Source organism: Candidatus Pantoea rara, assembly GCF_051136265.1.
Classification (GTDB): Bacteria; Pseudomonadota; Gammaproteobacteria; order Enterobacterales; family Enterobacteriaceae; genus Pantoea; species Pantoea rara.
In genome coordinates, this window is the sequence record NZ_CP194942.1 from 3,871,493 (window position 1) to 3,896,093 (window position 24,601).

17 protein-coding genes, 1 tRNA gene and 1 other RNA gene are annotated in these 24,601 nt (G+C 55.9%); 2 read left to right on the top strand and 17 right to left on the bottom strand.

Features of this window, described 5'->3' with window-relative positions:
• Positions 1-3: 3 nt before the first annotated feature.
• The 16 genes from bcsD to ACR8BF_RS18300 all read right to left on the bottom strand — a co-directional run bounded on the left by bcsD (position 4) and on the right by ACR8BF_RS18300 (position 21,225).
• Positions 4-447: a cellulose biosynthesis protein BcsD gene (gene bcsD / locus ACR8BF_RS18225; RefSeq protein WP_434745377.1), complete on the bottom strand. Its 444-nt coding sequence runs from the start codon at positions 445-447 to the stop codon at positions 4-6.
• A complete protein-coding gene (locus tag ACR8BF_RS18230) occupies positions 447-4,262 on the bottom strand; it encodes a cellulose synthase subunit BcsC-related outer membrane protein (RefSeq protein WP_434745378.1) in 3,816 nt (1,271 codons plus the stop codon). Before ACR8BF_RS18230 ends, bcsD begins: the two co-directional genes overlap by 1 nt.
• Before the next feature lie 11 nt (positions 4,263-4,273).
• Complete coding sequence (gene bcsB, locus ACR8BF_RS18235) at positions 4,274-7,228, bottom strand: cellulose biosynthesis cyclic di-GMP-binding regulatory protein BcsB (RefSeq protein WP_434745379.1); 2,955 nt, start codon at positions 7,226-7,228, stop codon at positions 4,274-4,276.
• Positions 7,225-9,336 (bottom strand): UDP-forming cellulose synthase catalytic subunit, encoded by a 2,112-nt coding sequence (gene bcsA / locus ACR8BF_RS18240; protein ID WP_434745380.1) that lies wholly within the window; start codon positions 9,334-9,336, stop codon positions 7,225-7,227. Before bcsA ends, bcsB begins: the two co-directional genes overlap by 4 nt.
• 52 nt (positions 9,337-9,388) lie before the next feature.
• Positions 9,389-10,192: a cellulose biosynthesis protein BcsQ gene (gene bcsQ / locus ACR8BF_RS18245; protein WP_179898979.1), complete on the bottom strand. Its 804-nt coding sequence runs from the start codon at positions 10,190-10,192 to the stop codon at positions 9,389-9,391.
• The gene (gene bcsO, locus ACR8BF_RS18250) at positions 10,183-10,758 is read right to left on the bottom strand and encodes a cellulose biosynthesis protein BcsO (protein WP_434745381.1); all 576 of its coding nucleotides are present in this window, start codon (positions 10,756-10,758) and stop codon (positions 10,183-10,185) included. The genes bcsQ and bcsO overlap by 10 nt, the downstream gene beginning before the upstream one ends.
• Before the next feature lie 518 nt (positions 10,759-11,276).
• Positions 11,277-12,299, bottom strand: a complete 1,023-nt coding sequence (gene dppF, locus ACR8BF_RS18255) for a dipeptide ABC transporter ATP-binding subunit DppF (protein ID WP_179898977.1) — start codon at positions 12,297-12,299, stop codon at positions 11,277-11,279.
• Positions 12,289-13,275 carry a dipeptide ABC transporter ATP-binding protein gene (dppD, locus tag ACR8BF_RS18260; RefSeq protein WP_003851998.1) on the bottom strand — a complete coding sequence of 329 codons (987 nt, stop codon included), beginning with the start codon at positions 13,273-13,275 and terminating at the stop codon, positions 12,289-12,291. Before dppD ends, dppF begins: the two co-directional genes overlap by 11 nt.
• 12 nt (positions 13,276-13,287) lie before the next feature.
• A complete protein-coding gene (dppC, locus tag ACR8BF_RS18265) occupies positions 13,288-14,190 on the bottom strand; it encodes a dipeptide ABC transporter permease DppC (protein ID WP_013359639.1) in 903 nt (300 codons plus the stop codon).
• 9 nt (positions 14,191-14,199) lie between these two features.
• Complete coding sequence (dppB, locus tag ACR8BF_RS18270; protein WP_136197060.1) at positions 14,200-15,219, bottom strand: dipeptide ABC transporter permease DppB; 1,020 nt, start codon at positions 15,217-15,219, stop codon at positions 14,200-14,202.
• Between the two features lie 171 nt (positions 15,220-15,390).
• Positions 15,391-17,001: a dipeptide ABC transporter periplasmic-binding protein DppA gene (gene dppA / locus ACR8BF_RS18275; RefSeq protein ID WP_179898976.1), complete on the bottom strand. Its 1,611-nt coding sequence runs from the start codon at positions 16,999-17,001 to the stop codon at positions 15,391-15,393.
• An 858-nt stretch (positions 17,002-17,859) separates the two neighbouring features.
• Positions 17,860-17,989: non-coding RNA, RtT sRNA (locus ACR8BF_RS18280), on the bottom strand.
• 34 nt (positions 17,990-18,023) lie between these two features.
• Positions 18,024-18,100 (bottom strand) — tRNA-Pro (locus ACR8BF_RS18285).
• A 125-nt stretch (positions 18,101-18,225) separates the two neighbouring features.
• Entirely contained in the window at positions 18,226-19,917 is a 1,692-nt protein-coding gene (gene eptB / locus ACR8BF_RS18290) for a kdo(2)-lipid A phosphoethanolamine 7''-transferase (RefSeq protein WP_292985156.1), read from the bottom strand.
• Positions 19,918-20,236: 319 nt separating this feature from the next.
• Positions 20,237-20,665, bottom strand: a complete 429-nt coding sequence (locus tag ACR8BF_RS18295; protein WP_179898974.1) for an organic hydroperoxide resistance protein — start codon at positions 20,663-20,665, stop codon at positions 20,237-20,239.
• A gap of 95 nt (positions 20,666-20,760) precedes the next feature.
• On the bottom strand, positions 20,761-21,225 hold the full coding sequence (locus ACR8BF_RS18300) for a MarR family winged helix-turn-helix transcriptional regulator (RefSeq protein ID WP_292985159.1): 465 nt from the start codon (positions 21,223-21,225) through the stop codon (positions 20,761-20,763).
• Between the two features lie 63 nt (positions 21,226-21,288).
• On the opposite strand from ACR8BF_RS18300, the gene ACR8BF_RS18305 reads away from it, so the two are divergent.
• Positions 21,289-21,885: an HD domain-containing protein gene (locus ACR8BF_RS18305; RefSeq protein ID WP_179898972.1), complete on the top strand. Its 597-nt coding sequence runs from the start codon at positions 21,289-21,291 to the stop codon at positions 21,883-21,885.
• Positions 21,886-21,924: 39 nt separating this feature from the next.
• On the opposite strand, the gene ACR8BF_RS18310 is transcribed toward ACR8BF_RS18305, so the two are convergent.
• Positions 21,925-22,221, bottom strand: a complete 297-nt coding sequence (locus tag ACR8BF_RS18310; RefSeq protein WP_003848045.1) for an HTH-type transcriptional regulator — start codon at positions 22,219-22,221, stop codon at positions 21,925-21,927.
• Positions 22,222-22,955: 734 nt separating this feature from the next.
• Here ACR8BF_RS18310 and ACR8BF_RS18315 point away from each other — a divergent pair.
• Positions 22,956-24,554, top strand: coding sequence for a gamma-glutamyltransferase family protein (locus tag ACR8BF_RS18315; protein WP_434745382.1), 1,599 nt, complete (start codon positions 22,956-22,958; stop codon positions 24,552-24,554).
• Positions 24,555-24,601 lie beyond the last annotated feature (47 nt).

Genomic DNA, 24,601 nt, shown 5'->3' on the forward strand with positions numbered 1-24,601 from the left:
ATCCTATTGATATCGATAGTGCAGCGTGCTGCCATCGTTGAGTTCAAGCGTCACCGGCACAATCCTGCTGCCGCCCTGGCCCTGTAACCAGCCTGAGAAAAGTCCGGCCATGACTGCACCAAACGCTGCCTGCCAGTCAGCTGGAGATTGGATATTGTCGCCCGCAGGTAAGGCGTGATACGCAATCAGGAGCGCCGTCTCTTCTGGCTGAAGCTGCACAAAGCCCCAGTTAAACCGCGCCAGCTGCAGATTGGCTTCACGCTCCAGATCCTGCACGGTGCGCGACTCTGGCAAAGGATAGCGGGTCGCCAGCGATTCCCCCATCTTATAGAGAAAGGCTTCCGCCTCCTGCTGACCGGCGTTGGCGATCATTCCGTCAATCAGTACGCTGACGAGGTCAAACCAGCCCGGCTGATAAGGATGTAATACCCCCGAATGCTCACTCATTACTTCTCTCCGAACAGGTAACGGACATAGAGCTGCGCGCTGCTTTCGTTGTAGTCACCAAAGGTGTCATAACCCAGCTGGCCGCCAATCGTTACATCGTTATTGAGTTTGTAGTCCGCCCCGGCGTGCAGGTTGTAGCCGATGCCATTTTTGCTGCCACCAGAGTAGTAAGCGTCTTTCACGTTGCCGCTGGCGGCAAGGGATTCCAGCTCTGACTGCAGGCTGGCATTCGCAGGGAAGTACGCGCTCTTATCCTGACTGTAGGTCTGATAACCAGCCGCACCGCCAATATTCACTTTTAAATCGTCAAATTTGCGTGAGAACTCTATCGGGAACGAGACCGACGCGTAGTTCTGCGGGCTGAAGTAGCCGCCTTGTCCGTAACTGAAGTAGCTGAGGTTCTTCGAGAAGTCCATCCACGCCAGGCTTATGCCCACTTTCAGCTCGCGGTCGTCCGTGTGGAATGGACGGACATAGGCGCCTGCGGTCGCCTGCAGGTTGTTGTTGCTGGCCACATTCTCGCCCGTGTAGCTGTAAGCCCCTCCCCCCACATAGAACCCTGCATCGCCATTGTCATAGCTTAACAGGCCATTAGCGCCATTCTTCGTAACACGCCCCCAGCGTTTGCCGCTGGCTTTATCTTCTGCGCCGACGTAAGAGAGCAGGCTGTCAGTAATCGCGCGACGCTCACCGGTCAGGATCAGCGTCAGGAAGTCGGTGAGTTTCGGTGACCACTGCACGCCACCAACCAGCGTACTGAGATCCTGGCCCAGCGGCGTACTGCCGATATCCACTTTATAACTGTCGCCCTTCAGCGCCAGATTCAGCTCCACGCCAGAAGCGGTTTGTGAATCGGTGGTGGCATTGGGCAGAGCATTCACCGTCGCACCGCCTGCGGCCACGACTCTGCCCTGACTCAGCGCATTGGTGCCGAAACGACGCCAGGCATCGGCAGCGCCACTGCCTGCCGTGAGCGAGACCGGCGTGGCGGTAAAGTCGACGCGCGCCGTTCCAAACGGCACGGTAGAGAAGGTCAGCGGGGCTTTCGCTTCAGTCAGCTTACTTAACCCGGCATCGCCATCACGACTGCGCACCTGCACCCTACCCTGACTCCAGGTGCCGGTTTTCTCCTGCAGCGAATCCATCATGGTATCGACGTCGTGCATAACCTGTGACTGCTGAGAAACGAGTTCGCTGCCCGCAGCCGGTTTGCCCTGCGTTGTCACGTCCGTTGCAATACCCGCTGGTGCTGCCTGCCACGGCAGCACAGTACCGTAACTGGAGGGTGAACGTCCCACCGGCGAGGTGTTGCGATTGATAAATGGATTATCCGCCAGTGCCAGGCCGCCCACAGTTGGCACGCTGCCGGGCTGCGCGCCCTGCAGGCCAATCAGCTGCCCACGTGCAGAACGCAGATACGTCATCGCCTGTGAATGCTCGCCATTGGCTTCCGCTACCCGTGCCAGCAGCAGCAGTCGATCCGGCGTCTGCGTCGTGGTGTTGAGGCCGCGACTCAGCGCATTGGCGCGCTGCACATTGTTCTGCGCCAGCGCAACGTTAATGGCCCCGACGCGCGCATCCTGCGTCGGCGTATCCTGAGTCATCAGGTAGTCATAGACGACGCCCGCATCCCGGTTCATCTTGCCGTCCTGGTAAAGACGGGCCATCGCGAACATCAAATCGCGGTTCTGCGGATCCTGCTGCAGCGCGCCTATCAGCTTGTCATACGCCACCGCGTACTGACGTTGCTGCCGCAGGCGGTCCACTTCATTAATCAGATAGCCGTTGCGGATACCGGCCAGTTGCGTCGGGGTACTGCGCGCCTGCAGTTCCGGGTTACTGAGGAAGCGCTGCGCCTCACTGCCAAGGCCCGCCTGATTCAGCACCGCCATCTGTGCGGCATAATCGCCCGCATTGCCCTGCACGCCGCGTTGCAGGTTAGTCCGCACCACCGAAACCGCGCTGGTGAGATCGCCCGCCTGCGCCAGCTTCTGCGCCAGGTTTCCGGCATCAACCGGGTTGGTCGGTGGCGTGACCGTGAGCGCTTTCAGGGTATTGGCAGCGGCGGCCGTCGCACCCTGTGCCAGGTACTGATCGGCGGTGCTCATCTGCAGATTAAAATTAACCCGCTGCGCCAGTTCACGCATCGCCGCCGTTTTCGCATTAGCGGGAATGCGTGCCAGCAACGCGCTGGCCTGCTGCCAGCCGCCACTTTCGCTGGCATTGAGCGCACCAGCATAAAGCTCACTGGTGCTGGCCGCACTGCGCATCACTGGCTGCATCACGTTAGCCGCCAGCAGCGTGTCACCCTGCTGACGATAGAGCCGGGCTAAATCGAGCCGCAGCCAGCCATCCGAGGGATAGCGCTGAATGCCCTGCTGCAGCGTCGCGATGGCAGCGGCGTTATTACCGGCTGCCAGCTGACGCTTCGCCTGCTGACGCAGCGCATCGGCTTCATTGGCGCGTGGCGTGACGCTCTGGCGCACGCTGTCCGGCAGTGCTCCCAGCAGCGTACTGGCTTCGGCACTCCGACTCTGCTGGCGCAGAACATAGAACAGCCCTTCTTTGGCGCTGCGGTTATCCGCATCGCTTTGCAGAATGGTGCGATAAATTTGCTCTGCCTGCTGTGGTTGATTGGTACGGCGCAGCACGTCGGCGCGGAACAGTCTGGCGGCCAGCCCTTTTTCGCCATCAGCCTGCACCAGCGGTTCACTTAAGGTCAGCGCCTGCGCTGTGTCTCCGCTTTTCAGCGCCTGCTGGGCGCTGGCCAGTTGTGCATAAAAGCGCGCATCGTCCGCCTGCTGCTGACGCGATGACCCCTGATCGCCGCCGAGCTGAGCAGACCGCTGCAGATAATCTGCCGCTTCCTGATAACGTCCGGCTCGCTGGGCTACATAGCCCATACCCGCTAACGCATCAGCATCCTGCGGATTCGCGCCCAGCACTTTTTCAAAGCTGGACTGCGCACCGCCGACGTCACCGCTGTTGAGCGCACTGAATCCGGCCCCTTTTTCTGCGCCACCCACGTTTTTACGGTAGTAGTCGATCACCGCAGAGTCCTGCGGATGACGCTGCTGCCAGGTCTGATAGCGTGCCGCATCTGACGGCTGTGGACCAAGCCATAGTAGCGCCTGGCGCAGTGAGCGATCGGCATCCTGATTACCACTCGCCAGCGAACTCAGCACCTCAATGCCTTCGCGACGGGTCGGTTCCTGATAGGTCAGCGCTTTACCCAGCGCCAGCCGCGCGCCGGTGTCCTGCGGATGCTGAGCCGCAAACTGGCGCAGTGCCTCAACCGCCTGCGGCAGCAGCGTCCGGTCCCCCGCCATAGTGAGATAATATTCTGCCGCGACGCTCGGTGGCGGCTCATTGCCGGTGAAGGTATTGCGCCAGGTCTGTAACGCCGCCGGAATATTGCCGCTGCGCGCCTGCTGACGCGCCAGGGAAAGCTGCGCCTGCGGAATGGTCTGCATCTGGCGCGCGTTATCCAGTTCGCCGAGGTGCGGATCGTTGGGGGAGACCTGACTAAGCCGGGCGCGATACTGCGCTGCCGCAGCGGTGTCGCCACCCTGCTGTGAATAGAGCGCCAGCAGGTAAAGCGCCTGGCTGTTGCCGGGTTCAACCATCAGCACCTTTTGCAGCGAGGCTTTCGCCAGATCATCATGCGCTTTCTGATGCCAGTAAGAGGCCTGATCGAACAGCGCCTGCAACGCCGGATTGGTGCTTTCAGCCGCCAGCAGCGGCTGTGACAGAGCCAGCGCGCTGCCCAGCAGCAGCGCCTTACGGATACCGGCACTCAACAGATTGGTTTTCATTGTTATTATCCTTACTTCCTGCCGGAATCACGATCTTGCTTTGGGTTCAGACGCCGCCACGCATGACGCTTCAGCATCACCCAGACCGCACTGCCCACCAGCGCAGAGAGCAGCATCGCCGCTACTGCCAGCAGCACCGAATGCTGGTTGGCATACCACATCACCATCATGTACCAGGGCATTTCGCCGCTCGGGAACTGCGCGCCGACGCGGAAACTGCGGATGCCGTTTTCATCCGTAATAATCGCGGTATCGCCACGAATACCGGCGTTAATCTGCGCCGAACTCAAATCGTTATGCAGTCGCAGCAGCTGATCGTCGCTGGTTGCCACCGTCATCACGACCAGTCGATCGTGATTCCACGGCGATCGGTAGCTGAGGAAGCCTCGCCACGCTTCGTTGGAGGAGAAGTAACGATCGGCATCCAGTTGCTGAAGGCTCCAGTCGCCGGTCAGCCAGCCGCGTATTTTTTCCAGCGTGTCAGGCTCTTTCACACCTAAGGTGCTGCTGGTGGCGTCATACGGTGAGGACGCCAGCATCGCCTGATTAAAGGCGCTGTTGCCGGTGGTGCTGACCGCCAGCACATCGCTCTGCTTTAAGCGCGCCAGATGGGTGCCACCATTCGGCAGACCAAACAGCACCTGATTCTGCGTCAGCGCCACGCCGGTCGCGGTTCCGGCCCGCGCCGCCAGATCCAGCAGTGTTGAAAGTTCGGCATTACCGGGCGTTTCCGGCAGCAGCAGCGTTGTCTGGCCGAAGTCAGCCAGCCGTGAGAAGGGGAACGAAGCACCCACAAAGTAAGCGAGGTTCGGCAGCATGCTGAAGTGGCGGGTATGGCTGAGATCGATCCACGAGTCCTCTTCAATCCGGCTCTTGATGTTGTTGTTCAGGAGCACACCGCAGGGCGCATCGGCCCGGGGTTTGATATTGAAGTAGAGCGCCAGCTGGTTGTCGCCATAGATCAGATAGGGTTCGAGATTCAGCTGATACTGCTCCTGACGCGCATCACCGCCCAGACGGTGCCAGGCGCTCTCCAGCAGGCCAACTTTGTTCACCGTCAGGTTGCGCAGAAAAGTGCCGTTGAGCATGACGTTAAGGAACGAGTTGTCCTCATCAATCCAGCTTTCGGACGGGAAGCGATAATGCAGATTAACCGGCACCGTGTCGCCATCCCACAGGAACAGGTCAGGCGCGGCGCGGAAGTTAACACGCAGGGCATCATGCCAGATGCCGCTACTGGTCAGACTCTGATCTTTACGCAGCAGTTCGCTCAGGCGAACCGGGCGGTCAGTGTTAATCCAGCGCGGGGCATCGTAAGGCTTGCGGTTGCTAAGGGTCTGTACAGGGACCTGCAGCTGGCTCTCATCGGTGGTAAATGGCTGCGTCAGACGGTTCGCCGCCTGACGCAGCTGGTCGTCATTGTTGCCACTGACCAGCAGGAGCTTGTAAACCGGGTTATTGGGATTATCCACCACCTGCAACATCGGGCCGTTACTGGCCGGGAACGTCAGGGTGCCGATCCGATCGCCAGGATGACCAAACAGGATGCCGTTGTTTTCCGGCAGTTCGCCGCGCACCACCGGAAAACGGATGCCGCGATAATCACTCTGAATGCCGAGCCAGGAAGCGACCAGTGCCGCCGCGCTGACCGCATCGGGTGAGAGGTTACTGACAAAGCCCATCGTGATAGTGGACGCCGTCATTCGCTGAGGATCCAGGAAGGGACGGGGGAAATTACGCAGGCTGGTACCGATATTGAGTTTCTGCCCCTCCAGGTGCAGCGAGGTATTCGGCAGGATGGTGACCTGATACTGCTGCGCACTCTCTTTCTCGCACAGCAATTTGTCCGCATCGTTAATTTTAAAACTCAGATTGTTACTGGACACCACCATCGCCGCAGGAATATCCAGCTCATAGTCACTGACGTCACTGTCAGTCGCACCCAGCGGCAGCGTGCCGAGCGGCTGGCCATTCAGCATCAGCTGCAGCGACGTATTGCGTGCCGCCAGTGCGGCTGAGACGCGCAGCGTCAGATTAAGCCGTGCATTGGTAATGACTTCATCGCCTGGCAGCGTAAAGATGATGCCCGACTGTAGCTGCCCACCGGTGAGCGTAATACCGCGCGACTGCCCCATCTGGGCCACTGAAACCACGCTGCTGATGGGCTGATTGATCGCCGCCGCGATCGGCAACTGCGGTTCGGCAACCGGCGCAGTCGCCTGGCCTGGCGCGTAGGGCAGCGCACTGGCGGCCGCTTCCAGCGCCGGATCGGCACTGCCCAGGCCTTGCGGCAGTGGCACTGCGGACAGCGCGCTGCTGTCCTGAGTCACGGATCCGCTGCTCGTCACGGGTGCGGCGGTCGAAGCAGAGGCAGGCGCCTCTCCGGTCGCGGATGTTGCCTCATTGATCGCTGAAGATGGCTGAGCCGGTGATGCCGCCTCGCTACCTGGGCTGTAAGAGGGATTGACCGGCGGTGGCGTGGTATCCGGTGATGCACTCTGCGGCACCGAAGCCGGTGCAGTTTCTGTCGGCGATGTCGCAGGGGCCGGGTTTACAGCCGATGGCACTGACTGCGTTGTAGCCTCTCCACCGCTGACCGGTGCCGCCACCGGATCTGAACCTGTAGCCGGTGTAAAATCCTTATTTCCAGGTGCCGCAGATTGCGTCGCAGATTCCGCATCGCTGGCCGGAGCCTCGTTAATTACCGGCGCACTGGCTGCGGCTCCGGCTGACGGCGTGGCTGGAACGGCTTCCGGTGGCGTCGGAGCAGAACTGTTTACCGGTGCACTGACAGCAGCCCCGACAGGCTGCGAGGTGGGCGCGGCATCAGACGGCGTCGGCGCTGAACTGTTTACCGGCGCGGTACTGCTGTTATCAATCGCAGCCGGCGTTTCTGCACCAGCGGGCGTCAGCCATAACGCTGCGGTCAGTGAACTGGCCAGCAAAGTTTGCGTCAGGATCTTCATGCCGCGCTATCCTCTTTCGCCGCCGCGGCAAGCGGGTCGACTTTTTTACGTTTATCATGGCGGCCTTTCCAGGTCAGCCAGAACAGCTCAAATACGGTACGGATAATGGTGCCCAGCGAAATCAGCGGGTTGTCCTGCTTATATTCCGGCTGAATCCAGGCATCCGCACGCGCCAGTACCACACGTACCAGTTCGCGGCGACGCGCCAGCGGCATCGCCTCAAAACGCAGACGGATGCTCTCCTCATCACCGGAAATCTTACTCACAGGAATGGTGATCGCGCCGGATTTCAGCAGCAGATCGATCTCTTCAATCTCATCTGTTTCATGACGTCCATCCGGCGCGTCGAGTTGCGCACCGCCCATCGAAAGGTTGCTGGTCTGGGTGCGTGATGAAATACCGCTGGCGTAGTGAATAATCGCCGGGATTTGCACATCAACGCGGATGGTTTTACGCACCTGCTTGGTTTCGCGGGCCACGGCAATCGCCGCCATCAGAATGATCAGACTGAAGATCGCCCAGCCAACGTTGAGCGCGATAACGTAGGGATCGACACCAAAATAGTCATGCATCACGGCACGTACCACGCCCGCCACAATGCCGATGGTCAGCAGCAGCGCCACAATCACGTGCGGACGCACGATGTGGAAATCGAAGAAGCCCTGATCCAGCACGCCGCCTTTATCGGTGACGTTGAACTTGCCATGTTTGGGCGACAGCAGGGTCAGGATGGTCGGGATCACCAGATGGAAGCACATTACCGTCTCATAAATTTCACCCCAGAAGGTGTAACGGAAACGGCCATTCATGCGTGAGTTTACGTAGAGCGACATCACCAGGTGCGGCAGCACGTAGGCAAAAATCAGCGACGCCGACGAATGAATAATATTCAGGTTAAACAACAGGTAAGCCAGCGGCGCGGTCAGGAAGGCGACGCGTGGAAGCCCGAACTGGAAGTGCAGCATGGCGTTGAGATAGCAAAGACGCTGCTGCCACTTCAGGCCACGACCAAACAGCGGGTTATCGACGCGGAAAATCTGCGTCATGCCGCGTGCCCAGCGGGTACGCTGAATGATATGCAGACCCAGACGTTCGGTCGCCAGACCGGCAGCCAGCGGGATCGACAGGAAGGCTGAACCCCAGCCCAGGCGCTGCATTTTCAGGGCGGTATGCGCATCTTCAGTGACGGTTTCAACGGCAAAGCCGCCTATTTCTTCCAGCGCGGAACGACGGATCACCGCACAGGAGCCACAGAAGAAGGTGGCGTTCCAGTTGTCGTTACCCTGCTGCACCGGGCCATAAAACAGCGAGCCTTCGTTTGGAATGCTGCGCGCAGCGCGCAGGTTACGCTCAAAGGGATCGGGAGAATAGAAGTAGTGCGGCGTCTGCAGCAGTGCCAGTTTCGGATCTTTCAGGAACGGCCCTACTGTCGCCTGCAGGAAGGTGCGGGTCGCCACATGGTCACAGTCAAAGATGCAAATCAGTTCACCTTTGGTGATTTTCATCGCATGGTTAAGGTTACCGGCTTTGGCATGTTTGTTATCGTCACGGGTGATATAGCCTACCCCGACATCCGCCGCAAAGCGGGCAAATTCGCTGCGCTTGCCATCATCCAGCAGATAGACCCTGACTTTGTCGCGTGGATAGTCAATACACTGCGCCGCCAGTACGGTGTCGCGCACCACATCCAGACTTTCATTATAAGACGGCACATAAATATCGACCGTCGGCCACAGACGGGTATCGTCCGGCAAAGGTTCAATCGTGCGCTTTAATGGCCAGGTGGTTTGCAGGAAGCCAAGAATTAAGATCAGCCAGACGTAAAGCTCCGCCAGATATAAGCCAATCCCTAAAATAGCCTCAACTTCAGAATTAAAGTGCAGCGTCTCAGTGGTACGCCACCAGATATAGCGGCTGGACATCAGTGCAGAGAGAATCACCATCACCACAGTTATTTTGCGGCTTTTGCTAAAACCCAATAAAAACATCATGCCAATGCTGATCAGACCAAAAATATACTGTTTCTGGCTGTCCATCGGCGTAATGATAATTACCGCAGCAACGGGTGCAAGCACCAGCAGCAGCAGGTAAAACCCGATTTTACTCATGATTCACCCTGAGAAGAGCTATGTAAGTCAGTCGCCTGGCAGAGCCTGCCGACTAATAGTGGTGTGTGCGGATAGGGGCCTGAACTTCGCCATTACCCACAGTGATATTCAGAATGCTGCTGACACGCTTCGCGATCAGTTCAATATCAAATGCCGCCGCAGAGGCAGGACTGAAATCGTAAACAGACTGCTGGGAAGCATTGGCTTCACCCACGCTTTCATCACGGTGAACCACGCCCAGTAAGTTATCGCCCAGACGCTGCTGCATAAACGCGGTGACATCGCGATTAATATTCCGGCGGTTGTCACACTGATTGAGGATAAAAAAGTGACCCTGCTTATTATTAAGCGGTTTACCGGTCATCCGGTTCTCTTCTATCTGCGGTAATAACGACACTGACGCGGTATCCGCTAACATCACCACTAAATGCATATCGGCCAGCGCCGTCATTGCTTTAAGGGCGGGGCCTGGGCCAGGCGGGAAATCAGCCACAATCACCAGTCCGGGATAATTGAGCACCGTATCCAGACCACGCTTAATAAAATGGGGATCTTTCATCAGGTTTTCTTCGAACCGTTCACGTTGGGGCTCGGTGACGTCGCCATAAGGCAGGACAAAAATATTGCCGCCGGTGGTGAGAATCGACTGACTCCAGTCCGCCTGCTCATCTGATCGCGCCACAAATCCACGGCCATCATGAAGTGGCACGCCAAAGTGAAGACGCAGTGCATTTTGCACATCAAAATCGATGGCCAGAACTTTGCTACCGGAACGCGCCAGACTCCAGGCCAGATTCGCCGCCAGCGTGGTTTTTCCCACACCTCCCTTCGGCGAGCACACACAAACTAACGGCATAGCGCAATCTTCTCCAGTAGCGGTTTGAGTAAGGTTTCTTTCGGCAGAGTCATATCACGCGAACGGAACAGCGCACCAAACCGCCCTGGATCAGAATGGGAGGCGGTGGGCGGAATAACCGGCTGGAGATCCGCCACCGTGGCGGGCCGGACGGGCTCAGCACGCGGTGAAGGCGCCGCCACGGTTTGTCGTGGCGACGGCGGAAAAAGTGACGAAGGGCCACGTTCAGCCGGACTGGCTGCTGGCAGGTTGCTGCCTGACAGGCTATCGAGAATCGACGTGCGGGCAGCCATTGCCGGTTGCACACTGAGTGTAACGTGTCGTGCCGGTGCCTCAGGCGGTGGAGAGGTGAACTCATCACCGCGCAGTGGCTGAGGTTGCGGCAGGTCAATGCGCTGCCCGCTACCTAATGACGTCTGTTGTTCCTCTTTCGCCAACTGGCGAATCAATGCCCATTTACTGTGTTCCGCCGCTTCCTGCGTCTGGCCAGACATATCTTTAAAGTCGATGTCGAGCGTTTGCGTTTTCTCTTTAAAACGCTGCAAATCATCGTAATTATTCTTCATTGGTCGTGGCCTGCAACAAGGGGCGAATTTTCCAGGAATATAGCACATCCCCTTAATGTGAGTCAGAAAAATCTGATTACAAAAAAAGCACATTCAATAAAATAACTTAATCATAAAGATTCATTAAGGGCATAATTACGTCAGTATTGAGACATTACCCCTTATAATTAATAAGTGATGTTTAAGTTAAATTGGTAAGCACTGTTTTAATAATTTTTCAGAAAATGCCGCCCTGACAGCGCCTGGTACAGCCAGTCCGGCGACTATAAAAAAGGTTCAGAAAAAATAAAGCGGCTGCACGCAGAGATAATCGCTTAACACTGCGATAAGAGAGGGATGATATTTAACTTTTTCAGCAGCAAATATCGCCAGCAAAAAAACAGGTTAAGCCTGATAACGAAAGAAAACGGGGAATAACACGAAAACGATGACTGACCCGCCAGCAGTGCGGGTTGCAGCTGAATTGAGATAAAAAAAGGCTCCAGAAAGGAGCCCTGAGCTGGGGGGCAGGTGATTGCTTAGCTGACTTTTTCTGCCACACCGACTGGCTGATTCTCATCCTGATCGACCGCGAAACAGGCAATTTGCTGCCCGCCGTAGTTTTTCAGCTTCGGCTGCAACTGCACGCAGGTGCTAAAACGCCGGTGGCAGCGCGCATTAAAGGCGCAGCCCGGTGGCGGATTGAGCGGACTGGGCAGCTCGCCGGTCAGCTTAATGCGCTCGCGACGGTCATCAGGATTAAGACGCGGCGTCGCTGACAGTAAAGCCTGCGTATAAGGATGACGCGGATTGGCGAAAATCGCCTCTTTGCTGCCCTTCTCGACACAACGGCCGAGGTACATCACCATCACCTCATCGGCAATGTGTTCCACCACCGACAAATCATGCGAGATAAAGACGTATGAAAGTCCCATATCCTGCTGCAGATCCATCATCAGGTTCAGCACCTGAGCACGCACTGACACGTCGAGCGCTGAAACAGGCTCATCGGCTATCAGTACGTCCGGATCGAGCATCAGCCCACGCGCGATAGCGATACGCTGACGCTGGCCGCCTGAGAACATGTGCGGATAGCGGTCGTAATGCTCAGTTTTCAGGCCGACTTTCGCCATCATCTCCAGCGTCTTCTCGCGGCGTTCCGCGCGGGTCAGCTGGGTATTGATCACCAGTGGCTCTTCCAGAATCTGGCTCACTTTTTTACGCGGATTGAGTGAGCCATACGGGTTCTGGAACACGATCTGGATTTTCTGGCGACGCAGCTTCTGCGCCTGGGGATCGTGTTTCAGCAGATCCTGGCCGTGCCAGTAGAGCTGCCCTTCGGTCGGGGTTTCAATCATGGTGAGCAGGCGACCCAGCGTAGATTTACCACAGCCTGACTCGCCAACAACCGCCAGCGTTTTGCCGCGTTCCAGATCAAAAGAGACGCCATCCAGCGCTTTGACCAGACGTTCCTGACCAAACAGCCCCTTTTTCACCGGGTAGTGCTTCTTCAGATCAATCGCCTGTAACAGGAACTGATCTTTCTTGATTTCATGACTCATAAGTGGGTCTCCCGGCATCGTCCAGCGGATAGTGACACTTGGACTGGCGTCCTGGAATAGTGCGCAGTTCGGGTTCTTCCTGACGACAAAGGTCAGTTGCATAAGGACAGCGTGGATTTAGCAGACAGCCAACCGGGCGATCATACTTGCCCGGCACCACGCCCGGCAGTGAAGCCAGACGGGCTTTATCCGCTGCAAACTCCGGCAGCGCGCGCAGCAACGCCTGCGTATAGGGATGGCGCGGCGCTTTAAAGATATCGGTCGCTTTGCCGCTCTCCACTACCTGACCGGCATACATCACGATAATGTGGTGCGCCGCCTCTGCCACTAACGCCAGATCGTGCGTAATCAGGATCAGCGCCATGTTCTCCTGCCGCTGTAACTCCAGCAGCAGTTCGATGATCTGCGCCTGGATAGTCACGTCGAGTGCCGTCGTTGGCTCATCGGCGATCAGCAGCTTTGGCCGGCAGGCAATTGCCATCGCAATCATCACTCGCTGGCTCATGCCACCCGACAGCTGGTGCGGATAGACATCAAGACGTGACGCAGGATCAGGAATACCGACCTGATTCAGTAGATCGATTGCCCGCTGACGCCGGGTGCGTTTATTGCCGCCCTGATGCACCTTGATTGCTTCCATGATCTGGAAACCCACGGTGTAGCAGGGATTCAGGCTGGTCATCGGGTCCTGAAAAATCATCGCCACTTCAGCGCCCACCAGCTGGCGGCGCTCGCGTTCGGAGATGTGTTGCAGGTCGCGCTGGTTAAACTCCAGCTTTTCAGCCATCACTTTGCCGGGGAAATCGATCAGGCCCATGATTGCCAGTGAACTCACTGATTTACCGGATCCGGACTCGCCCACAATACCGACAACCTGGCCCTGCTCAACCTGATAACTGATGCGGTCAACCGCACGGAACGGTGCTTTATCGTCGCCGAAATGCACCGATAGTTTGTCTACATTTAATAACGCCATCTCGGTGCCTCTTTACTGCTTGAGTTTCGGGTCGAGGGCATCACGCAAACCATCGCCCATGAGGTTAAATGCCAGCACGGTAAGCAGAATGACCAATCCAGGGAAGGTCACCACCCACCAGGCACTTTGCGCATACTGCAGAACGTCGGAGAGCATGGTGCCCCACTCCGGCGTTGGCGGTTGCGCACCCATACCGAGAAAGCCCAACGCCGCCATATCGAGAATGGCGTTGGAGAAACCTAATGACGCCTGCACGATCAGCGGTGCAAGGCAGTTAGGCAGAATATTCACGAACATCTGGCGCAGCATACCGGCGCCGGCCACGCCGGAAGCGGTCACATAGTCGCGGTTCACTTCCACCAGCACCGCCGCGCGGGTCAGACGGATATAGTGCGGCAGTGCCACAAAGGTCAGCGCGATGGAGGCGTTAACGATCGAGGGGCCAAAGATAGCAACCAGCACCAGCGCCAGCAGCAGACTTGGCAGCGCCAGCATGATATCGACCACACGCATGATGATGGCATCGACCACGCCGCCGAGATAACCGGCCAGCAGGCCAAATATCACGCCGAAAATCAGTGACAGCACCACCACCAGACAACCCACCAGCAGCGACAGGCGCGCACCGTACATCAGACGCGACAGCACATCGCGGCCCACGTCGTCGGTGCCCAGAATGTAGCTCCAGTTACCGCCTTCCTGCCAGACCGGCGGATGCAGCAGCGCATCGCGGAACTGCTCAGCAGGTGCATGCGGGGCCAGCACATCGGCAAAAATGGCGCACAGCAACACAATGATGATGTAGACCAGGCCCACGACGGCGCCTTTGTTACGTTTGAAGTAGTGCCAGAATTCCTGAAACGGGGTCATCGGCTTGGGTGCAACGGTAACGCTGCCGGGATCAACAACAGACATGATGCCCCCTTATTTCTTGTGACGTATGCGCGGGTTAACCACGCCATACAGCAGATCAACCAGCAGGTTGACCACAATAATCAGTACTGCTGTCAGCAGCACCCCGCCCTGCACCACCGGATAGTCACGGCGCTGCAACGCTTCAATCAGCCAGCGGCCCAGACCCGGCCACGAGAAGATGGTTTCGGTCAGAATCGCTCCAGCCAGCAACGTGCCGACCTGCAGGCCGATCACCGTCACCACCGGCAGCATGGCGTTTCGCAACGCATGCACGACGATGACGCGCATCCGCGTCAGGCCTTTGGCGCGCGCCGTACGGATGTAATCTTCACCCAGTACTTCGAGCATCGCCGATCGCGTCATACGCACAATCACCGCCAGCGGAATGGTGCCCAGCACGATGGCAGGCAGAATCATGTGCATCACCGCATCGTGGAAGTCGCCCGGCTCACCCCAGAAGAAGGTGTCGATCAGCATAAAGCCGGTCAGCGGCATGGTGTCATCCAGGAAGACGGTGTCGCCGACCCGCCCGGAAACCGGTGTCAGGTTGAACTGAACCGAGACCAGCATAATCAGCATGATGCCCCACCAGAAGATCGGCATGGAGTAGCCGGTCAGCGAGATACCCACAGCAGTGTGATCGAAAATTGACCCGCGCTTCACCGCCGCCAGAACCCCAACCGGGATGCCAATGGCGACGGCAAAAATCATGGCGCAGATGCCGAGTTCCAGCGTCGCTTTGAAACGCGGAACAAACTCATCCCAGACCGGGATGCGACTCTTGAGTGAAATGCCCAGGTCGCCATGTAATACGCCGTTAATGTAGTGCAGGTACTGTTTCCACAGCGGCTGATCCAGACCTAACAGCGCCATTAACTGTGCATGGCGTTCAGGAGAAATACCGCGTTCGCCCGCCATGATCAGTACCGGATCGCCGGGAATCATGTGAACAAATGCGAAGGTGAGTAATGTAATGCCGATAAACGTTGGGATGACAAGGCCCAGACGTCGGAGTATGAACTGCAGCATAATCCGGGTTCTCTCTTGTCCGCGCGACCGTCGCCGCGAGGGTAGTTATTGCTTACATCTGACGATCGGGTAGGCCCGACCGCGACGCAGACAGGCCGCGCCTCTACCGTTTCCAGTAAAACAGGGAGAAAAAGCCGGGGCGACGCGCAGCCGCCCCGGAAAAGGCGACAATTATTCTTTAATGTCTACCTGAGCAAAGTAGTGTCCGCCCAGCGGATCGACTTTATACCCGGAGACTTTCTTGCTGACCGGTTCGTATACCGTTGAGTGCGCGATCATCAGCGCCGGTACCTGGTCATGCATTACAACCTGTGCCTGTTTGTAGTACTCAATGCGCTTCGCCTGATCGGCAGTAGCACGTGCTGGCTGGATCTGGTCCTCGAAGGATTTATCACACCAGCGTGAGTAGTTAGAGCCATCTTTAGCCGCTGAACAGCTGAACAGGGTGGCCAGGAAGTTATCTGGATCCCCATTGTCGCCGGTCCAGCCCATCATGACGGTCTGGTGCTCGCCTGCTTTGGCGCGCTTCAGATATTCGCCCCACTCGTAGGTCACGATTTTGGCTTTCACGCCAATCTTCGCCCAGTCGCTCTGGATCATCTCAGCCATGCGGCGTGCATTCGGGTTGTAAGGACGCTGAACCGGCATCGCCCACAGATCAATTGAGAAACCCTCCGCCATGCCCGCTTCTTTCAGCAGCGCTTTGGCTTTCTCAGGATCGTAAGCGTAGTCTTTCACTTCGTCGTTATAGCCCCACATCGTTGGTGGGATCAGGTTTTTAGCAGGCTGACCTGCACCCTGATAAACGGCTTCGATAATTGCCTTTTTGTTGACCGCCATAGTCAGTGCCTGACGCACTTTCAGGTTATCCAGTGGTTTTTTCTCAACGTTGTACGACAGATAGCCGACGTTCAGGCCCGCCTGCTCATACAGGTTGATATTTTTGTCCTGCTTCATACGCGCGATGTCAGCCGGGTTTGGATACGGCATTACCTGACATTCGCCCTTCTGCAGCTTGGCGTAACGCACCGACGCGTCCGGGGTGATGGAGAAGACTAAGCGATCGATTTTTGGTTTGGTGCCCCAGTAATTCGGGTTAGCTTTGTAAAGGATGCGCGAATCTTTCTGGTATTGCAGCAGCTGGAACGGACCCGTACCGACCGGGTTCAGGTCGACGTTTTGCGGGGTGCCCGCTTTCAGCATGTTGTCTGCGTACTCTTTAGACAGAATCGAGGCGAAATCCATGCCGAGGTCGGCGAGGAACGGCGATTCAGGACGGGTCAGCACGAAGCGAACGGTGTTGTCGTCCACTTTCTCAATTTTGCTGATCAGCTTAGGCATGTCCATGCCTTCGAAATATTCATAGCTGCCGCCGGAGACGCCGTGATAGGCGTTGTTTTTATCCAGCTGGCGCTCAAAGGTAAACACCACATCATCCGCGTTGAAGTCGCGCGTCGGTTTGAAATCTTTGGTGGTCTGCCACTTCACGCCTTTACGCAGGTGGAAGGTGTAGGTCTTACCGTCTTCACTGACATCCCACTTCTCTGCCAGTGCAGCGTGCAGTTCGGTGGTGCCGATAGTGAACTCAACCAGTCGGTTGTAGATCTGACGTGAGCTGGCATCGTAGGTGGTGCCCGAGGTGAACAACTGCGGGTTAAAGCCTTCCGGAGAACCTTCAGAACAGTAAACGAGGGTTTTTGCCTGAACACCGGCGGCGACAGTCATAGCAATCAGGCTCAGACCGACCTTCAGCATCCCGGATTTAGCCAGGGAGTTGATCATGCTTTTGCTCCATTGTGATGTGATGTTGTGTGTATTGCCTGACCTCTGATTTTTTTATGCGGTTCAGGCGTACCACCGAACAGGTGGTTAACACGCGCGACGTTTTTTTGTTTTTCCCGATGCAGATGATGCATTCAGAAAATTCCGTAACTGCGTGTTTATTGACGCATCAATTTGTCAACAGTTGCAAAGAACGTCAATACAACTGTTAGTTATTTACACAGAGTGTGAGGGATAGCATGCAACGGTAATAAAAACTCTTTCAGCTCAAAAGCCATACAATGCACAGCGCCACTGGCCTGAATTCCGTGGATTATGCTGGATTGCCGTTCTATCACTAGTGATTCTCACCGCTAAAAAACTTAAAGCTTTTACCGGCAAATGTTGAATAACTGAACGATTCACCGTGCGTTATGACGTTCACCCAGAGGAATATGCTGGCAAAGAAGCATAAGAAATCAGCATGTTGCCGCTTTCGGTCATAAGAAGAATGTGTCGCGAATTATGATCGCATCTCTTCTGTGGCAAGGCCTGACAGCGTAAACGCAGTGATAATCACGGGGGTAATCGAAATGCACAACGAATGGAATTTACTGGAACTTTCTGGAAGGTATCGGGGCGGGCAACAAAAGATGGCAAGCGAGAGTGGCATTAAGATCGAGATCGCTTTGGGAACACGAACAGATCGGAAAGGCGCTTAAACCATCCCTGGCATGCTCAGCGCGGCTCATCCCTGGCCCGTGATGCTTTGCTGCAGGCGTATGCTCCCCGAAGCTTGCACAGCGCTAATTCTTTGCCTGCAAATCACTTTTCTTCAGACGAAAAAAAACCTGTCTTTTCAGACAGGTTTCTTAAATATGGTCGGCGAGAGAGGATTACCCTGCTCTTCGAGCAGCGCCCTTCGGGCCGTTGCTGAAGCAAAGTTGTCTCGCTGCGCTCGGCTCAAACCTCCTCTGTCGGTTCTCATCCTCTTTTTCTACAGACGAAAAAAAACCTGTCTTTTCAGACAGGTTTCTTAAATATGGTCGGCGAGAGAGGATTCGAACCTCCGACCCACTGGTCCCAAACCAGTTGCGCTACCAAGCTGCGCTACTCGCCGATGGGGGCGCATGTTACTGCTACCCCCGATCAGCGTCAACCGCTTTTTATGTTTTTGCCCTCAATCGCCTGGAAAGCATGCGGTTACCGGAAATTAACCGCCTGCCCTGCCCTTTTTGCTCACTATTACAGCGCTTTAGCCTGGTCTTTAGCGGGTGCCTGACACCAGTTATTGGCCGGGTTAATGCCGCCATCTGGCGAGGTATAACCCAGACAGCCCAGGATGGTATCGTACAACTCAACGTGGCGATGAGTCCGGCCTACACGCTGCTGTGCCTGCAGACGCTCAAAGTTGCTGCGGTTCTGACTGTCTTCCAGATACTTATCTGACGCCCAGACCATCATCGGTACGCGGAACTGCTCAGGCGGAGCCATCTCACGCGGCGTGCCGTGCAGGTGCATATTCTCACTAATCGACTCACCGTGGTCGGCAGCATAGAAAACGATCGCCTTTTTATCACGCAGCTGATCCAGTACGCTATCCAGCATACTATCGACATACAGCACCGAGTTGTCATAAGCGTTGATCAACTGCGCTTTACTGCAGGTCTCATCGACGCCCATACACTCCGGCTGATACTTCGCGAAGCTGCGCGGATAACGCTGTGAGTAGAGGTAGTGCGACCCTTTGGTGTGCAACACGATCAGGTGCTTACCTTTCGGAAAACGATCCAGTGACGCTTTCATCTCTGGCACCAGCAGCATGTCATCCACCGATTTGCCCTGATTACGCTTCTCTGAACCAATCTGCTCACGGAAGGCAAAGTTGTTGGCATTGATGTTGTCGTAGAACCAGACTTCGCTCTGCATCGCAAACAGCTCAGAGGTGAAGCCCAGCTCTCTCATCACCGCAAACACGTTCTGCTCTTTCAGCGTGCGGCCAGGGTTATCCATGGTGCCGCCTTCGCGCACGAACATGCAACGCAGCGACAGCTTGGTCGCGGTATCACAGGACTCGCCCCGGAACGCCACCAGGTTCTTCTCTTTCGACAGCTTTGGCGTTGTATCACGCTCGTAGCCGAGCATCCCCATGTGATCCCAGCGGGTGGTCTCGCCAATCACAAACACCACATAGGTGTCGTCCAGTCCGGCAGGGGCAACGTAGGTAAACTTCTTCGCCGGATCCAGCAGTTCCTCGCTATTCAGCGACTCATCCATGCGGGTCCAGGCAAACAGGCCCACAGCCGCCAGCCAGTTCGAAGGCAGATAAGAGTGTGCCACCACACCGCCATAGCTCGGCAGATCAATGTTGGTGATCTCTTCATTATGCTTCTGCAGCTTGTCCAGAAAACGAATCGGCAGCCAGACCAGCGCCACGCAAAGCAGCATGATCACGGTTGGCTTGAGACGCTGTCCCGGCGTACGCAACTGTTCATTCAGCGTCATGCTCAGCTTATTACACCAGATCATCAGTAGCGGCAGCGCGCTGACCAGCACCATCCACAGAATAAAATGGTAGCCAATCACTTCTTTAGAGAGATCAGTGTCGGTGGTCATTACCGAAGCGACAATGCCGTAGCCAATCACGACGTTAAAAAACGCCATGTAATAGGCAGCAGCAACAGAAATAAGCACTATCAGTGTGGCCAGCACGCGATAAAACCATTTTCCACCCAGCGACAGCAGCCGCATCAGGAAGAAAGTCAGCAGCACAATGGCCACCACTTCCGTCACGGCAGTCAGCCAGTTCGTTATCGTAGAGTGCTTAAGAAAACCATCGAATCGACGATAGAAAATCGGTAAATTCAATAAGATACCGAGATAGAGCGCCAGCAATAGCGATAACTTTTGCTGAGTCAGGGTTTTAATGTAATTCATGAAAAAAGGTGTTTCTCCGGTGTGAAGCGCTTGACCAAATCTTTTATGTGACTGCCGAAACGCGGCAGAGTTCGCTGAATAAGCGGACCGGACAAGATGAAGGAAAATTCTGAACGGATTTACAGGCTATAACGCGAGGTGGCTCAGTAAAACATGGGTGGGTTTCATAGACCAGATAATAATCGTTGTCGATCTGATTAGCACATTTTTTGTACGTAGCGGGAAGTATGACCGGACATGCTGACGCAGTGAGGCGGGAGTGAAAAGATTTAATAACAGGCAAAAGTGCGGGCCTGATGATTTCAGGCCCGCAGCATACTTAACGAATGATGTTCAGCGTGACGTCGATGTTGTTGCGGGTCGCGTTTGAGTAAGGACACACGATATGCGCCGCATCAACCAGCTTCTGCGCGTCGGCTTCGTCCATTCCTGGCAGATGAATGTTCAGCGTCGCTTCGATACCAAAACCATCAGGGATCGGGCCGATACCCACTTCGCCTTCGATCCAGGCGTCTTTCGGCATAGCGATTTTGTCGCGGCCGGCAACAAACTTCATCGCACCGATGAAGCAGGCAGAGTAGCCCGCAGCAAACAGCTGCTCAGGGTTAGTCACTTCGCCGCCTGCACCGCCCATCTCTTTTGGCACGCCCAGTTTCACGTCCAGTACACCGTCAGAAGAGGTTGCACGGCCATCACGACCACCGGTTGCTTTGGCTTTGGCGCGGTAAACCACTTGTTCTAAAGACATGACATTTCTCCGTTACGCTATTTAATCGCCCGCTACTTATTTAAACGTAATCAGGCGGTGAGGATCAACGGGTGCAGCGCACCCGTCAGCAATATTTATCGTGACTGATTCAGGTTATCCCGTAACCCATCCAGCTGTAATTTTAGTGCCAGCAGGGCGTCATCGTCACAGGCTGTAGCACATTTAACCGCTTCAGGAATCGCTTCGGCCTTAACGCGTAGCGCACGGCCAGACTCGGTCAGCGTCACAGCCACCTGACGTTCATCCTGACGGGTCCGCTGTCGGTTAATCAGACCTGCGCTTTCCAGCCGCTTCAGCAGTGGCGTTAATGTGGCAGAGTCTAAAAAAAGCTGCTCGCCAATCTCTGACACCGTAACATCATCCTTCTGCCACAAGACCAGCATCACCAGATATTGCGGATAGGTAATGTCGAGCTGGCTCAGCAACTGGCGATAGACTTTATTCATCGCCAGATTGGCAGAATAAAGCGCAAAGCAGAGTTGCTGATCGACCAACAGTGGCATCGGTTTCACTTTTTTGTCATCTTGATCAGAGTTCATAGGAGTTAATATAGATAGCGCGCTAGATAATTGCAAGCAAACTTTTAGTCAGGGGAGAAAAGCATGCAGGATTCACTGGAAGAACAGGCGCGTCGCTTCGCCACCGAGGCACATGCCAGTGCCGGACAGCGCCGCAAATATACCGATGAGCCTTATATTGTTCATCCGGCAGCAGTGGTGGAACTGGTGCGCAGCGTCAGCCATGACGATGCATTGTTAGCGGCAGCCTGGCTGCATGATACCGTAGAAGATACCTCGACTACCCGGCATGATATCGAAGCCCACTTTGGCGCGCGCGTGGCCAGCCTGGTAGAGATGCTGACCGACAGCACACCCGCAGCGGCAAAAAATCGGGCGGCCCGTAAACTGGCGCACTTCCGCCATACGGCCAGCGCCAGTCCTGAGGCCCAGACCATCAAACTGGCGGACATCATCGACAACACCCGCGCGATTGTGCGTTTTGATCCTGACTTTGCGCGGGTTTATCTGGTGGAAAAGCAGATACAGATTGAGTTGCTGAAGCAGGGCGATGCACAGTTGTGGCAGCAGGCTTCGACAATCATTGAAAGCGGGCTTGCTCAGCTGCGGGAGCCGCCCTACAGCGTGCCGGAGAGCTGGTTTGTCAAACAGGCCGCTAAATACAGCGAAAGACACGCATAAAAAAACCCGCCAATGGCGGGTTCTTTTCGGGATGTCTGGTTACTCAAGCAACTGGCGTCCCAGATAAGGGTTCGCCTGTAATAACTTCATCAGTTTCTGCGCCGTCGCGGAAGGACGGGTACGCCGGGCTTCCCAGCTTTTCACGGAAGAAACGCTCACGCCCATTACTTTTGCAAACTCATCAACCTGCATGCCTGTCATCTCACGCAGACGCTGCGGCTCTGGCTGGGCGGGTTGCTGACGCTGAATAAGTAACTCGGCAGCGCGATCATCACGTGTCAAAACAATCTGCTCAAGGCTGCTGAGCAATTCAAACATCGGGTCTTTTAATTCCATAGAGAACTCCTTAAAAACTCGCTATGAAGCACGTGAAAGTAGAGAGGTACGAGCCTGAAGTCAGGACTCTGAAACCGGGCCTGTTCAGGCTGGATCCCACAAGGGTTTGTTTTTGTTATGAGAAAAACCATTACGGGACTCAGCCTGCGGTGCATTGCTTTAAAGATGTCAGTTCAATGCAACAAATGCCGGGAGACTAAGTATGGATAGAGACCTGACTATTTGCCGCGCAATTTATAATTATTTTTTTAACTATCGTTAACCGGAAAAGTTCCAGCACCTCTAACCTGCTGAGGCAGTTGATTTTTGTCCTTACATAGCGGGCAAAAAAATCAAATGATGTTTGCTATTTATGTGGATGCCATCAAGCTTTTTGCTGGCAGATTCTCATTTCTGTGAGCACTACACCTGTTCAGGTAGTGATTGCAAAATATACGCCAATGGTTTACTTCATGAACACTTATATTCACAGTTCTGATTAATTTAAGAATAGTCCTGGTTTGACGCTGAGCCCTGGCGCGCTGCGGCTCACAGTGCAATGCGGGGAATTCTTTTATTCTGGACGCCGTTATTTGGTCAGATAAATCAGCAATCACCTTAACGAAACGGCTGAAGCCTCATATAGGTGCAGAAACCTGTTAGTTATCGCGCTGATGCGCGTTAAAAGTGCGGCCAGGTAATAGCAATCTGATAACCGGCAAAAAGACACCTGTCCCATGAAAGGATGAAGAGCGATGCGTGAAACAGATTTTAACGTTGGCTACCCTTCTCATCGCGTCCCGATGATGGGCCGTAATGCCGTCGCGACCTCACAACCGCTGGCGGCACAGGCGGGTTTACGGATGCTGCAGCAGGGCGGGAACGCCGTGGATGCGGCGATCGCCACCGCCATCGCTTTAACCGTGCTGGAGCCAACAGGAAACGGCATCGGCAGCGATGCGTTTGCCATTGTCTGGGACGGCAGCGAATTGCATGGATTAAACGCCTCAGGCCGCTCGCCTGCCGCCTGGCATCCTGAGCGCTTCGCGGGTTTGAGTGCGATGCCTGAAACCGGCTGGGAGTCCGTTACCGTGCCAGGGGCCGTCTCGGCATGGGTCACACTGGCGCAGCGCTTTGGAACCTTACCCCTGACCACGCTGGCGCAACCGGCAATTGAGTATGCGCGCGACGGCTTTCCGGTATCACCACTGATTGGTCAGCTCTGGCAACGCGGCTATGACAAGCTGCGGGATCAGCCAGGCTTCATCGACTGCTTTGCGCCGCAGGGGCGTCCACCCTGCACAGGCGAGCTGTTCTGCAATCCGGCTCAGGCCCGCACCCTGCAGGAGATCGCTGAGACCCGGGGCGAAAGCTTTTATCGCGGCGCACTGGCAGAGAAGATAACGGCGTTCGCCCGTGAGCATGGCGCGGCGCTGACGCTGGAGGATCTGAATAACCATCGCGCCGACTGGGTTACCCTGCTGTCACATCCCTTTGCCGGGGGGTCGGTCCAGGAGTTACCGCCTAACGGTCAGGGCATTGCGACCTTAATTGCGCTTGGCATTCTGGAACAGTGGGAGATTCACCGCTATGCGCCCGATTCGTCTCAGTGGCTGCATCTCTCCATAGAGGCAATGAAACTGGCGCTGGTCGATCTGGAGCGTCACGTCACCGATGAAGATCACCTCAGGTTTCCGGCTGAGTTACTGCTGAGTACAGACTATATCCGCCAGCGGGCAGCGTTAATTGATCCGGACAAGGCGGGAGATTTCCGCTTTGGATCACCCCAGCAGAGCGGCACAGTGTATGTCGCGACGGCCGATGCCAGCGGTATGATGGTCTCATTCATCCAGTCTAACTACATGGGATTTGGCTCCGGCGTGGTAGTACCCGACACCGGCATCAGTCTGCAGAACCGTGGCGCGGGTTTTTCACTCGATCCGGAACATCCCAACATCGTGGCAGGCGGTAAGCGCCCTTTCCACACCATCATCCCGGCCTTTGCGCGGGATGAACAGGGCCAGCCGCTGATGGCGTTTGGCGTGATGGGCGGACCGATGCAGGCGCAGGGACATGTCCAGCTGGCGCTGCGAATTATGCTGCACCGTCAGAATCCGCAGGCCGCGATTGATGCGCCGCGCTGGCGCGTGGTGCAGGGACGCGAGGTGGTATTTGAATCCACACTCGATCGCAATACCCTGAGCACACTGCGCCGCATGGGTCACAACGTGGTACTGGAAGATCCCCTGAGCAATTACAACTTTGGCGGCGCACAGGCGATAGTGCGCGATCCGCAGGGTTTCTATATTGCAGCCAGCGAGAGTCGTAAAGATGGTCAGGCGGTGGTGTTTTAAGGGTGTGGCAGCGAGCCTCAGGCTGTTAAACGTTACGTTCAGATACG

Bases quoted from the DNA above. Each gene is read 5' to 3' on its own strand.
- ACR8BF_RS18315 (WP_434745382.1), top strand. From the start codon at position 22,956: ATGCGTGAAACAGATTTTAACGTTGGCTACCCTTCTCATCGCGTCCCG.
- eptB (WP_292985156.1), bottom strand. From the start codon at position 19,917: ATGAATTACATTAAAACCCTGACTCAGCAAAAGTTATCGCTATTGCTG.
- ACR8BF_RS18295 (WP_179898974.1), bottom strand. From the start codon at position 20,665: ATGTCTTTAGAACAAGTGGTTTACCGCGCCAAAGCCAAAGCAACCGGT.
- ACR8BF_RS18300 (WP_292985159.1), bottom strand. From the start codon at position 21,225: ATGAACTCTGATCAAGATGACAAAAAAGTGAAACCGATGCCACTGTTG.
- dppF (WP_179898977.1), bottom strand. From the start codon at position 12,299: ATGAGTCATGAAATCAAGAAAGATCAGTTCCTGTTACAGGCGATTGAT.
- ACR8BF_RS18305 (WP_179898972.1), top strand. From the start codon at position 21,289: ATGCAGGATTCACTGGAAGAACAGGCGCGTCGCTTCGCCACCGAGGCA.
- dppA (WP_179898976.1), bottom strand. From the start codon at position 17,001: ATGATCAACTCCCTGGCTAAATCCGGGATGCTGAAGGTCGGTCTGAGC.
- dppD (WP_003851998.1), bottom strand. From the start codon at position 13,275: ATGGCGTTATTAAATGTAGACAAACTATCGGTGCATTTCGGCGACGAT.
- ACR8BF_RS18310 (WP_003848045.1), bottom strand. From the start codon at position 22,221: ATGGAATTAAAAGACCCGATGTTTGAATTGCTCAGCAGCCTTGAGCAG.
- bcsQ (WP_179898979.1), bottom strand. From the start codon at position 10,192: ATGCCGTTAGTTTGTGTGTGCTCGCCGAAGGGAGGTGTGGGAAAAACC.
- bcsO (WP_434745381.1), bottom strand. From the start codon at position 10,758: ATGAAGAATAATTACGATGATTTGCAGCGTTTTAAAGAGAAAACGCAA.
- ACR8BF_RS18230 (WP_434745378.1), bottom strand. From the start codon at position 4,262: ATGAAAACCAATCTGTTGAGTGCCGGTATCCGTAAGGCGCTGCTGCTG.
- bcsD (WP_434745377.1), bottom strand. From the start codon at position 447: ATGAGTGAGCATTCGGGGGTATTACATCCTTATCAGCCGGGCTGGTTT.
- dppC (WP_013359639.1), bottom strand. From the start codon at position 14,190: ATGTCTGTTGTTGATCCCGGCAGCGTTACCGTTGCACCCAAGCCGATG.
- bcsA (WP_434745380.1), bottom strand. From the start codon at position 9,336: ATGAGTAAAATCGGGTTTTACCTGCTGCTGCTGGTGCTTGCACCCGTT.
- dppB (WP_136197060.1), bottom strand. From the start codon at position 15,219: ATGCTGCAGTTCATACTCCGACGTCTGGGCCTTGTCATCCCAACGTTT.
- bcsB (WP_434745379.1), bottom strand. From the start codon at position 7,228: ATGAAGATCCTGACGCAAACTTTGCTGGCCAGTTCACTGACCGCAGCG.